General features: G+C 34.6%; 10 protein-coding genes. 9 read left to right on the top strand and 1 reads right to left on the bottom strand.

Features of this window, described 5'->3' with window-relative positions:
- Positions 1–10: 10 nt before the first annotated feature.
- Complete coding sequence (locus R6X41_RS04000) at positions 11–238, top strand: hypothetical protein (protein WP_318497655.1); 228 nt, start codon at positions 11–13, stop codon at positions 236–238.
- Positions 239–968: 730 nt separating this feature from the next.
- On the opposite strand, the gene R6X41_RS03995 is transcribed toward R6X41_RS04000, so the two are convergent.
- Positions 969–2,222 carry an MptA/MptB family glycosyltransferase gene (locus tag R6X41_RS03995; RefSeq protein ID WP_318497654.1) on the bottom strand — a complete coding sequence of 418 codons (1,254 nt, stop codon included), beginning with the start codon at positions 2,220–2,222 and terminating at the stop codon, positions 969–971.
- Positions 2,223–2,507: 285 nt separating this feature from the next.
- Here R6X41_RS03995 and mce point away from each other — a divergent pair, with 285 nt between their 5' ends.
- From mce to scpA, 8 genes are all read left to right on the top strand, one after another.
- Positions 2,508–2,912: a methylmalonyl-CoA epimerase gene (gene mce / locus R6X41_RS03990; RefSeq protein WP_318497653.1), complete on the top strand. Its 405-nt coding sequence runs from the start codon at positions 2,508–2,510 to the stop codon at positions 2,910–2,912.
- A gap of 35 nt (positions 2,913–2,947) precedes the next feature.
- Entirely contained in the window at positions 2,948–4,507 is a 1,560-nt protein-coding gene (locus R6X41_RS03985) for an acyl-CoA carboxylase subunit beta (RefSeq protein ID WP_318497652.1), read from the top strand.
- Complete coding sequence (locus R6X41_RS03980; RefSeq protein WP_318497651.1) at positions 4,507–4,893, top strand: OadG family protein; 387 nt, start codon at positions 4,507–4,509, stop codon at positions 4,891–4,893. The genes R6X41_RS03985 and R6X41_RS03980 overlap by 1 nt, the downstream gene beginning before the upstream one ends.
- Positions 4,894–4,938: 45 nt before the next feature.
- Positions 4,939–5,361: a biotin/lipoyl-containing protein gene (locus tag R6X41_RS03975; protein ID WP_318497650.1), complete on the top strand. Its 423-nt coding sequence runs from the start codon at positions 4,939–4,941 to the stop codon at positions 5,359–5,361.
- A gap of 64 nt (positions 5,362–5,425) precedes the next feature.
- Positions 5,426–6,745, top strand: a complete 1,320-nt coding sequence (locus tag R6X41_RS03970) for a sodium ion-translocating decarboxylase subunit beta (RefSeq protein WP_318497649.1) — start codon at positions 5,426–5,428, stop codon at positions 6,743–6,745.
- A 47-nt stretch (positions 6,746–6,792) separates the two neighbouring features.
- Positions 6,793–8,079, top strand: a complete 1,287-nt coding sequence (locus R6X41_RS03965) for an acetyl-CoA hydrolase/transferase family protein (RefSeq protein WP_318497648.1) — start codon at positions 6,793–6,795, stop codon at positions 8,077–8,079.
- Between the two features lie 20 nt (positions 8,080–8,099).
- Entirely contained in the window at positions 8,100–9,908 is a 1,809-nt protein-coding gene (locus R6X41_RS03960; RefSeq protein ID WP_318497647.1) for a methylmalonyl-CoA mutase family protein, read from the top strand.
- 79 nt (positions 9,909–9,987) lie between these two features.
- Positions 9,988–12,126 carry a methylmalonyl-CoA mutase gene (gene scpA / locus R6X41_RS03955; protein WP_318497646.1) on the top strand — a complete coding sequence of 713 codons (2,139 nt, stop codon included), beginning with the start codon at positions 9,988–9,990 and terminating at the stop codon, positions 12,124–12,126.
- Positions 12,127–12,262: the final 136 nt, after the last annotated feature.

Genomic DNA, 12,262 nt, shown 5'->3' with positions numbered 1-12,262 from the left:
ATAAATTAAAATGAAAGTTGCTGTTTTTCAATCTTACACAGACGGATTGTACACGTTTATCTTTGAAAATGGTGAGGATATGATTTTTGACGAAATCCATCCTCGCGCTTTAAAACAATTCGATTTAAAGCATGATGAAAGCTATATCGATCAAACCTTTAAAATTACATTTGTTGAAGTACCTGTTGGTAAAGAAGATGTAATTTATAGAATAGATAGTTTAAAACTCGTTTCGTAAAAGAGTTTTAGATGCTATTAAAATTTGAAGTGTGCTTTCACTTATAAAGCAACGCTAAAGAATTCCTGTCTTAAAATTTAAGATATAATATTCCAAACCTGGTGAATAAACGTGTGTTATTTACCAGGTTTTTAGCTTTTAAAACGTGTTTAAAAGACAAGCCTTCTTGCAGGTATTAGTCTATTATTCTTCTGAAATTAAATGTTCTTTACCTTCCTTTTGTTTTTTTTTAATCCATTTTAGAACTTATATATAATGTTGTAGGATATCAAGTTGCAAGTGCAATTCAGATAAAAGACTATAAGATTTAGTTTCAATGGAATTTGTTGTTTTCGTATAGTGACGAACTGTCTTGTTAGTTTATTCAATTATATTTTTCAAAACGGAATGGTGAGTTTTATTAATTTGATTTCATCTAAAAATAGTTAGCAATTAAATACGTCACAGTCTGCCGCTTTAGATGTTTCGTGTCCAAAGCAAAAGCGTTATATAGGGAAGATTATAATGTGAAAATAAAATTCCTGAAACCCTTTATATTTTAAACTCAGCAGATAGTGCTTTGTAAAACGAACAATTAAACGGTTAAACATGGGGTTAAAATAAACCGTAGATTTAAAAGTTCGTTATCGATTAATTTACGCTCGTATAGAAATATTTAAAAAGATTTTAGAGTTTTTAAGGATATTACGAACATGACTGAAGCAGTGAATTAGAGTGGATTATCATCATCTTAATTATGGTTTAAGTCGTTGATATGTTTGTGTCCAAATTGTTTTTTTAGAATTACTTCATAAATAAATACGGCATAAACAATGGCGTATTCCAAACCAATTACCCATAGGTTTTCGGTGTTGTCTGAACTTGTGTAAGCAAGATAACTTAGTATAATGGCAGCACTCCAAACTAAAGGGAATTTATAGCCTGTAAATACAGCTAATATTACTAAAAGGCTTACATACCAAGGGTGCACTGTGGTCGCCATAAAATAGTATACGGTAATCACCAAAATCATATTAATTAATAAACTTTGCATGTTCTTTAAAGGTGATTTGTACGTTGTAATTGCAATATATAGTATAACTAAAATTGCCATAATGGGACCAATTAGCTTGATTTTGTTTTGTCCTGTAATTTCGTAACCTATAGATTTTGCAATATTAAAAAGGCTTGCATTAAATTCGAAATTTTTAAACCAGAGTCCTACGGTTTCTGCGTAATTCGTTATAAATTCTGAACTTATAAACGGTAGAAATAATACTAGATTCATAAGGCCAACAATAGCACAAAACAAGAATCCTTTCTTTAGGTTTAAATGTTTAAATATTAGAGGGAGAAATATAAGAGGAATTAATTTTGTGGCTACAGATAGCGAAAAAGCGACTGCTGCCCATTGCCATTTTAGCTTTTGTAGTAGGTATAAACTCATCACTAGAAAGCATATCATTACACCTTCAAAATGTAAATTCCCAGTCAGTTCTATTATAATAAATGGATTTAATAGATACCAAAAGATATAATGTGGTGGTAGGTTTAAGTTTTTTAAAAGTTTACTCCCGAAGAAAAATGTTCCAAAATCTGCTGCAATAATCAGTAAACGCATCACAATTACCGAACCCAAAATGGAATGATTAGAAAATACGGCAGCCAGATAATAACAAAACTGACTTACGGGGGGGTAATTAGTATAGTGAGACGCACTTAATTCTCCCATGCCGTTGTACAAAGCTTGTGTTTCAGGAACCGGATTGATGCCTTTTGTAATAAAATAATCAGGTGTATAGAGAAACGGATTATAACCTTCGAAAATCATACGGCCATCCCATATAAAGCGATAGAAATCTTGAGATAAATTAGGAATAGCGAAAAGAAAAAGAATTCGGCATACAAATGTTAAGCGGAGTAAAGTGGTTGTGTTTTGAACTTTTGATTGTACTATTTTGTAACTTAAAAAAAACGATATAAAATAAAGAATAATTAATTTCACATATTCAGTCCTAACTAAATTGTAGGCAAAAAGGGTATATATAAAAATTAAACTAAGAAAAAACAACAATTGAAATCTTAGCGTTTTATTAACAGGACTTGTGAAAATAGTCATACAGATAAAATATTTTTAATTTGCTGAAAAACAGCTAAATGTATAATTTACAACGTTTGAAATACACGATGAATTTGTCCGTTATACATGATAACTATCATGAATTATCTTCATTTCAAAGCGTAATTTTGTATAGTACTTTATTAATTAACCGTAATAAACAACATAAAAATGAATATTTCACATATTGAACACATCGGAATTGCAGTAGATAATCTAGAAGAGTCCATAAAATACTACGAAGGTGTCTTGGGGTTAACATGTTATTCTATTGAGGAAGTTGCAGATCAGAAAGTTAAAACCGCTTTTTTCTTAGTGGGACAGACTAAGATCGAATTATTAGAAAGTACATCGCCAGATGGCCCAATTGGTAAATTCATTGCTAAAAAAGGTCAAGGCATGCATCATATTGCATTTGCAGTTAAAGATTCTACAGAGGCTTTAAAACAAGCAGAAGAACGTGGTGTGACACTAATAGATAAAACGTCTAGAAAAGGTGCGGAGGGCTTGAATATAGGTTTCCTTCATCCTAAATCTACTCAAGGCGTGCTTACAGAACTTTGTTCAAAAGAATAGTTAGTAATCAGAAAAGACAAGTAAAAGCGTAACTAATGGCAAATCAAGAAAAAATTAATGAGCTCATTGAAAAAAGAGCAAAAGCAAAATTAGGTGGTGGTGAAAAGCGTATTGAATCACAGCATGCAAAAGGTAAATTAACGGCCAGAGAAAGAATAGATATACTTTTAGACGATGATAGTTTTGAAGAATTCGACATGTTTGTTACACACAGAACAAAATCTTTCGGATTAGATAAACAAATTTATTTGTCGGATGGGGTTATTACTGGACATGGAACTATAGATGGAAGGATAGTATATGTGTTCTCTCAAGATTTTACCGTGTTTGGTGGTTCACTTTCCGAAACGTATGCCTTGAAAATATGTAAAATTATGGATATGGCAATGAAAATTGGTGTGCCTGTAATCGGACTTAATGATAGTGGTGGAGCACGTATTCAAGAAGGTGTAAGATCACTTGCTGGCTATGCAGAGATTTTTCAAAGAAACATAATGGCATCAGGAGTTATTCCTCAAATTTCTTCAATCTTAGGACCTTGTGCTGGTGGAGCTGTTTATTCTCCTGCTTTAACAGATTTTACGATCATGACAGATAAAACAAGTTATATGTTTGTTACTGGTCCTAAAGTTGTTAAATCTGTAACTGGAGAAGATGTAACTACAGAGCAATTAGGAGGAGCAAAAGTACATTCTACAAAATCTGGTGTGTCTCACTTCTTAGCAGATAACGACGAAGAAAACTTAATGTTAGTCAGAAAGTTACTTAGCTATTTGCCTTCAAATAATTTAGAAGATGCACCAACAGTACCTTGTAACGATCCTATAGATAGATTGGACGATGCTTTAAATAGCATTATCCCAGAAAATGCCAATCAGCCTTACGATATTGTAGATGTTATATCTATCCTTACAGACGATGGTGAATTTACAGAAGTTCACAGAGATTATGCTAGAAATATAGTTGTAGGTTTTGCACGTTTTAATGGACGTTCTGTTGGTATTGTTGCCAATCAGCCTAAATATTATGCAGGTGTTTTAGATTGTGAAGCGTCAAGAAAAGCAGCACGATTTGTACGTTTCTGCGATGCTTTTAATATCCCAATAGTAACATTAGTAGATGTACCAGGATTCTTACCAGGGACAGGACAGGAATATGCAGGTATTATTTTACATGGTGCTAAATTATTATTCGCTTATGGAGAAGCTACAGTGCCAAAAGTAACTATTACGTTACGTAAATCTTATGGTGGAGCGCATGATGTAATGAGTTGTAAACAATTACGAGGAGACTTAAACTATGCTTGGCCAACGGCAGAAATTGCCGTAATGGGAGCAAAAGGAGCAGTAGAAGTTTTAGAAGGATCAAACATTAGAAAAATTGAAGATGCCGACGAGAAACAACACTATATCGAGGAAAAAGAGCACGAATATAATACCAAGTTCGCGAATCCTTATGTAGCAGCCAAATATGGATTTATAGACGATGTTATTGAGCCTAGAAATACCAGATTTAGAATTGTAAGAGCTTTAGAATTGTTAGCCAATAAAAAAGAGGTTAATCCACCTAAGAAACACTCTAATATCCCACTATAATGATGACAAATTTATTAGCATTAATAGAGATTACAGTGCCAACTCAGGTCGATCCAATAGAAGAAGGTTATATCGTTCTAGTAACAGGGTTATTAATTGTGTTTGGTGGTTTAATCCTGTTAACCTTATTCTTTAAGTATGCCTTGCCCTTAATTTTATATATCTATAAACTGATATCTAAAGGGCCAGATAAGAAGGTTTCAGATATTTCACCAAAACTGAATGAAGACTTTACTGGAGAAATAGCAGCAGCCATCTCGGCAGCGATTCACTTGCATTTAAATGAACAGCATGATAACGAAAATGCGATATTAACCATAAAACAAGCTCGGAAAATGTACTCGCCTTGGAGTTCCAAAATCTACGGTGTTTATAACAGGCTGTAATTAAGGGTTAATTTTTTTGAACATTTAAAAGAAATATACAATACAATGAAAAATTTCACATTCAATATAAATGAAAACAGTTATAGTGTTAGAATTGTTTCACAAGAAGATAACACTATAAATTTAGAAGTAAACGGAACATCTTATTCGGTTAAAATGAAGGAAGATGTGAAAACTGTTAAAACTCCAAGATTAGTTCGTACAGCATCTAAAGCTGCCCCAGAACCTGTAAAAATAAATAATCCTAGTTCTGCAAAAACTACAATATCTGCACCAATTCCAGGTATTATTTTAAGTTTAAATATAAAAGTAGGCGATACGGTTAAAGAAGGTGATTTGTTACTTGTTCTTGAAGCCATGAAAATGGAAAATAATATTATTTCGGAGAAATCTGGAGTGGTATCGGCTGTAAATGTTAAAGTTGGACAGCAAGTTTTACAAAGTGAAGTAATGATAGAATTAGAATAGGGATTAAACCCATAGTGTTTTTCATAATTAAGAAACGTACTATGATGTCCAAAAACACAAAAAAATGAAAAAAATAATATTAATATTTGGAGTTCTATCGTTACTAGTTTTTGCTAGACCTGTTCTAGGATTAAGCTTAAGTGCAGTAACGAACACTACAGCAACAACTTCAGTGTCTGAGCAAGGCACATCAGATAGAAGTTTTGTTTCTGAAGCGATGGGAGGGATAAAACAATTTTACAATTATACAGGTTTTGCCAATGCAGCCGGAGGAAATATAATTATGATTATTATTGGTATTGTGTTTATTTACCTCGGTATTAAATTCGATTACGAACCCTTACTTTTAATACCCATCGGCGCAGGTGTAATTATTGGGAATATACCCTTTGTGGCAGGGAACCAAACGGGGATTTACGAAACAGGTTCGGTTTTAAACTACTTGTACTTTGGTGTTGTAAAAGGTATTTACCCGCCTTTAATCTTTTTGGGTATTGGAGCGATGACAGATTTCTCGTCTCTTATAGCAAACCCAAAACTTATGCTTTTAGGAGGAGCTGCTCAAATTGGAGTATTCGCAACCTTCTTAGGAGCTCTTTATTTAGGATTTAATTTACCAGAAGCTGGTGCAATTGGAATTATTGGTGGTGCAGATGGACCAACAGCAATCTTCCTGTCTTCTAAATTAGCGAATGGTATAAACATTCTTCCTGACGGTACTACGGTTAAAAACTTAATTGGACCTATAGCCATTGCTGCATATTCTTATATGGCATTGGTACCGGTAATTCAACCTCCAATAATGAAATTACTTACGTCTAAAAAAGAGCGTTTAATTAGAATGAAACCTCCAAGAGCAGTTTCACAAAAAGAAAAAATGATTTTTCCTGTAGTCGCTTTATTATTAACTACGTTTATTTCGCCAAGTGCATTACCATTATTAGGAATGTTATTCTTTGGTAACTTATTAAAAGAATCAGGAAGAACAGAACGTCTAGCAGATACAGCACGTACAAAATTAATAGATATCGTAACCATCCTTTTAGGAGTTACAGTTGGAGCATCTACACAAGCAGATATCTTTATCACTAAAGATTCATTATTAATCTTTGGACTAGGAGCGATATCATTTGTTATCGCAACCATGGGAGGGTTATTGTTCGCTAAATTCATGAACTTATTCCTAAAAGAAGGAGAAAAAATTAATCCATTAATTGGAGCAGCAGGAGTTTCTGCTGTGCCAGATAGCGCAAGAGTGGTTCATGCCGAAGGTTTAAAGGCAGATCCTCAAAATTACTTACTAATGCATGCTATGGCACCTAACGTTGCTGGAGTTATTGGTTCTGCAATTGCTGCGGGTATCATATTAAGTTTCTTTGGGTAAGAATTTGTAAATCATTTAAACGAAATGCAATTTTAAAAATTAACGTCATGAACATACCAAATAAAATGTCTGCAGCAGATGCAGTAAAACTAATAAAATCTGGAGATAGAGTGTTAATTCAAGGAGGATCTGCAACACCTCAAACACTAATAAAGGCCATGGTGGCAAGAGCTCCAGAGTTAAGAGGTGTAAATGTTGTTCATTTACATACAGAAGGTGAATGCGGATATGTAGCGCCAGAGTTAAAAGATAGTTTCTATACCAGTGCCTTCTTTATTGGAGGGAATATTAGAAAAATGATTGGTATTACAGCCGATTATATACCTGTGTTTTTAAGCGATATTCCAAGCTTATTTCGTGAAGGTTATATGAAATTAGATGTCGTTTTAGTTAATGTGTCTCCTCCAGATAAACACGGGTTTTGTTCATTAGGTGTTTCGGTAGATATAGTGATTTCTGGGATTGAAATGGGAAAAACAATTATTGCACAGATTAACCCTAAAATGCCAAGAACGTTTGGAGATGCTATAATAAGTATTAATCAATTTGCGGCTTGTGTTGAAGTTGATGAACCTATTTTCGAAATGAAATTTGTAGCCCCTTCAGAAGAAGAAAAAGCAATTGGTAAAAATGTAGCAGATATCATTGAAGACGGTGCAACATTGCAAATGGGAATTGGAGGTATTCCAAATGCTGTGTTAACATATTTAAACAATCATAAAAATTTAGGGATTCATACTGAAATGTTTTCAGAAGGAATCGTAGATTTGGTCGAGAAAGGCATTGTAAATGGCTCTCAGAAAAAAGTAAATCCTAATAAAATTGTTTCTGGATTTGCCATGGGAACAAAACGTTTGTATGATTTTATGGACGACAATCCAGAAATAGAAATGTTAGATATTGCGTATGTTAACGATACGTCTGTTATTCGTCAGAATCCAAAAGTAACGGCTATTAATTCCGCAATAGAAATTGATATTACGGGTCAGGTTTGTGCAGATTCAATCGGTACAAGAATGTTATCTGGAGTTGGAGGGCAAATGGACTTTATGCGAGGTGCAGCGTTATCGCAAGGAGGCAAACCTATTATTGCTATTAATTCTAGAACCTTAAAAGGGGTGTCTAAAATTGTACCAACTTTAAGAACAGGAGCAGGAGTTGTAACGACACGTGCACATGCTAGATATGTAGTTACAGAATATGGAGTTGCCGAATTTTTCGGAAAAACCTTAAAAGAACGTGCAAGAGCATTAAGAAATATTGCACATCCAGATTATAGAGAAGAATTAGATAAAGCTATTTTTGAAAGATTCGGAAGTAGTATCATGGTTTAATCACACTAAATATAAATAGTATGAGTACTAAAAATAACACACTTTTCTCCGAGTTTAGTCCTGTGACTAAGGATGCATGGTTGGAGAAAGTTAATATAGATTTAAAAGGTGGAGATTTCAATAAAAGACTAGTTTGGAAAAACTTAAATGGTATTGATATTCAACCTTTGTATAATACTGAAGACGCTATAGATTACCTTAAAAACACTGGTGAAAATGCCCAAGCATTAGTAAACTACAGAAGTATTATAGTTCTTTCAGCAGAAAGTGGAAATGCTTTAGCGCAAAAAGCAGTTGTTGAAGGAATAAACGGTTTGGTTTTTCAAATAAATTCTAAAATAGCTGTGGAAACCTTATTAAAAGGTATCGATTTAAACACGATTACAGTTTCTTTTGTTATGACTGAAAACGTATTAGATTTTGCAACAGATTTCTTTGCATATGCTGAAAAAAATGTATCTGATAAAAATAACTTAAAAGGGTATTTCGATCTTGGGGTCATTTCAAATTATGTCACTACGGGATCTTTAGATTCTAAGATATTTGAAACTTTAGCAAAAGTCATTACTCTAGGAAGTGGGTTCTCAAATTTTAAAACAGTTACGATTTCAGGAACTGCCTTTTTAGATTCTGGAGCAAATCAAGTTCAGGAAGTTGCATATACGCTAAATGCTTTAGTGTATGTCATAGAGGAATTAGGAACTCAAGACATTTCAGCAGAAACCGTTTTTAATAGCTTACATATTCAGTTGGCAATTGGATCGGAATATTTTGTAGAAATGAGCAAATACAGAGCTTTAAATAGCTTGGTACATAAAGTAGCTGATTCTTACGGTGTTTCTAATTTCAAATTTGCACTCACCGCTAAAACATCCATTTGGACAAAATCTGTTACCGATGCACATGCCAATATGTTACGATCTACTACTGAAGCCATGTCGGCCATTCTGGGAAATGTAGATGGTATATTGGTAGATGCTTACGATAAAGAATTTAATGCGCCTTCAGATTTTTCAAGTCGAATTTCTGGAAACATCACAACAATTTTAAGAGAAGAATCTTATTTCGGAAAAGTAGCAAATCCAGTAGATGGCTCTTACTACGTTGAAGAAGTAAGTACAAAAGTAGCAACAAAAGCTTTAGAATTATTTAAAGCCATTGAAGCAGATGGTGGGTTCTTTATTGCTTTCGAAAATGAAACGATTCAACAACAAATTGCTGAAATTCGTCAAACAAAGATTAAGCTAATTAGTCAAAGACGTTTGCCAATGGTTGGGGTAAATAAATATCCAAACCTTATGGAGAAACTAAATCCTAAGGTGTTATTTGCTGGCGGAGAAGGGAATTCTAAAGTCTTAACGCCAAGACGTGCATCTTTAGAAATTGAAGCGGTACGTAAAGTTTCAGAAGATATCGTGGCAGAAGCAGGTAAACGACCAATAGTAGAACTTGCTAGTTTTGGTAATTTAACCATGCGTAAAGCGAGAGCAGCATTTGCTTACGATTTTATAGGCGTGAGTGGTTTTGAAGTCTTACAAGAAAAAAGTTACGACAGTGCAGAATTAGCTGCAGAAGCCAGTGCGAAATCGGAGTCTAATGTGGTTGTTATTTGTAGTTCAGATCAAGATTACGACGAACATGCTTTAGCTTATGTTGAAACATTTAGAGCATTAAATACAGAAAAAGTGCTGTTATTGGCAGGAAACCCTGTTTCAATTTTGGACGCGTTAACAGAAGCTGGTTTAGATGATTGTATTCATATGAAATCGGATGTAATTAAAACAATTTCTAAGGTTCAGACTAAAGTTCAGAAACATATTAAAAAGTAGAGGTGTGACATTGATAAACACTTCTGCGTTGAGGTGTTACCAATAGCATGTGACCATAAAATCACAAAAAAAGAAACACATGAAACCAAATTTTTCAAATATAACATTAGACACTGCTTCAAAACAAGAGGCAGTGCCTTCAGATAATAAAGCCATTTGGAATACTCCAGAAGGTATTCCTGTTAAAACACATTTTTCTAAAGAAGATCTTGCCGATGCAGAGCATTTACAATTTACTTCTGGTTTACCTCCGTTTACAAGAGGACCTTATAGCGCGATGTATGCGTTACGTCCGTGGACGATTCGTCAGTACGCAGGTTTTTCTACAGCAGAAGAATCTAACGCGTTTTACAGACGTAACCTTGCGGCAGGACAAAAAGGATTGTCTGTAGCATTCGATTTAGCAACACACCGTGGGTACGATTCCGATCATCCAAGAGTAACGGGTGATGTGGGTAAAGCAGGTGTTGCCATAGATTCTATTTTAGATATGGAAATTTTATTCGACCAAATTCCGTTAGATAAAATGTCTGTGTCTATGACTATGAATGGCGCGGTACTTCCAATTATGGCATTCTATATTGCAGCAGCCAAAAAACAAGGTGTGGCGCTAGATCAGTTAAGCGGAACCATTCAAAACGATATTTTAAAGGAATTTATGGTGCGTAATACGTACATATATCCGCCATTACCATCTATGAAAATTATTGGTGATATTTTCGAATACACCACCAATAACATGCCTAAGTTTAATTCTATTTCTATTAGTGGGTATCACATGCAAGAAGCAGGTGCAACCGCAGATATTGAATTGGCGTATACGTTAGCAGATGGGATGGAATACATTAGAACAGGGTTGGCATCAGGATTAAAAATTGATGAGTTTGCACCAAGACTTTCATTTTTCTGGGCTGTTGGAATGAATCACTTTATGGAGATTGCTAAAATGCGTGCAGCACGTATGCTTTGGGCGAAAATCATAAAACAATTCAATCCTAAGAATCCAAAATCTATGGCGCTGCGTACGCATAGTCAGACATCAGGTTGGAGTTTAAGTGAGCAAGATCCTTATAATAACGTGGCTAGAACATGTATAGAAGCCATGGCTGCCACTTTGGGAGGAACACAATCACTACATACTAATGCGTTGGATGAAGCGATTGCGTTACCAACAGATTTCTCTGCTAGAATTGCACGTAACACACAGATTTATATTCAAGATGAAACCCAAATGACTAAGGCTGTAGATCCTTGGGCTGGGTCTTATTATGTGGAATATTTAACTCAGGAAATAGCTAAAAAAGCATGGACACTTGTCGAAGAAATTGAAGAGCTTGGAGGTATGGCTAAAGCGATTGAAACCGGTGTGCCTAAAATGCGTATTGAAGAGGCTTCGGCAAGAAAACAAGCACGTTTAGATTCTGGTCAAGATATTTTGGTTGGTGTAAATAAGTTTAAAACTGATGAAAAATCGACTATCGAAATTTTAGAAGTAGATAACACTGTCGTAAGAGACTCTCAGATTGCACGTTTGAAAAAAATGAAAGCAAATAGAGATCAAGTTGTTGTCGATAAAAACATAAAAGCATTAACCGATTGTGCTGAAACGGGTAAAGGGAATTTATTAGAATTAGCAGTAGAAGCCGCAGAAAACTTCGCCACTTTAGGTGAAATATCTGATGCTTTAGAAGTGCATTTCGGACGTCACAAAGCAGATACTAAATTAATTAGTGGTGTATATAGTAAAGAAGTTAGTGATGATAGTACGTTTGCAGCGGCTTTAAAATTAGCAGATAAGTTTGCTGAAATAGAAGGACGTCGTCCACGTGTTATGGTGGCTAAAATGGGACAAGATGGACACGATAGAGGTGCGAAAGTAGTCGCTTCTAGTTTTGCCGATCTAGGTTTCGATGTCGATATGGGGCCATTGTTTCAAACACCAGAAGAAGTTGCAAAACAAGCCATTGAAAACGATGTGCATTTTGTAGGGGCTTCTAGTTTGGCTGCGGGTCATAAAACATTAATACCTCAATTAATTGAAGAACTTGCTAGATTGGGAAGACCAGATATTATGGTGTTTGCAGGAGGTGTTATTCCTGCGCAAGATTACCAATACTTATTAGATCATAAAGTAGTTGCGATTTTTGGTCCTGGGACCGTAATCTCAAAATCAGCAATAACCATATTAGAGAAATATTTAGAGCACGAAGAAGTTTAGTGACAAGTAGTTGATTTGTCAGAAATCCCATTACTGGTGTGCGTCAGTAATGGGATTTTTATGTTTTGTAATTAAGTCTACTATAGAATGACTTAACCTTTAGTTATAGCCTTTTAACGATGTCTTTGATAATTCT

The sequence above is a fragment of the Formosa sejongensis genome (genome assembly GCF_033447105.1).
Lineage (GTDB): Bacteria > Bacteroidota > Bacteroidia > Flavobacteriales > Flavobacteriaceae > Formosa.
Note: the sequence above shows the minus strand (reverse complement) of the source record. Positions and strands in the feature narration are given on the sequence as shown.

Coding starts and splice junctions, on each gene's coding strand:
- mce (WP_318497653.1), top strand. CDS start 2,508: ATGAATATTTCACATATTGAACACATCGGAATTGCAGTAGATAATCTA.
- scpA (WP_318497646.1), top strand. CDS start 9,988: ATGAAACCAAATTTTTCAAATATAACATTAGACACTGCTTCAAAACAA.
- R6X41_RS04000 (WP_318497655.1), top strand. CDS start 11: ATGAAAGTTGCTGTTTTTCAATCTTACACAGACGGATTGTACACGTTT.
- R6X41_RS03985 (WP_318497652.1), top strand. CDS start 2,948: ATGGCAAATCAAGAAAAAATTAATGAGCTCATTGAAAAAAGAGCAAAA.
- R6X41_RS03980 (WP_318497651.1), top strand. CDS start 4,507: ATGATGACAAATTTATTAGCATTAATAGAGATTACAGTGCCAACTCAG.
- R6X41_RS03975 (WP_318497650.1), top strand. CDS start 4,939: ATGAAAAATTTCACATTCAATATAAATGAAAACAGTTATAGTGTTAGA.
- R6X41_RS03960 (WP_318497647.1), top strand. CDS start 8,100: ATGAGTACTAAAAATAACACACTTTTCTCCGAGTTTAGTCCTGTGACT.
- R6X41_RS03965 (WP_318497648.1), top strand. CDS start 6,793: ATGAACATACCAAATAAAATGTCTGCAGCAGATGCAGTAAAACTAATA.
- R6X41_RS03970 (WP_318497649.1), top strand. CDS start 5,426: ATGAAAAAAATAATATTAATATTTGGAGTTCTATCGTTACTAGTTTTT.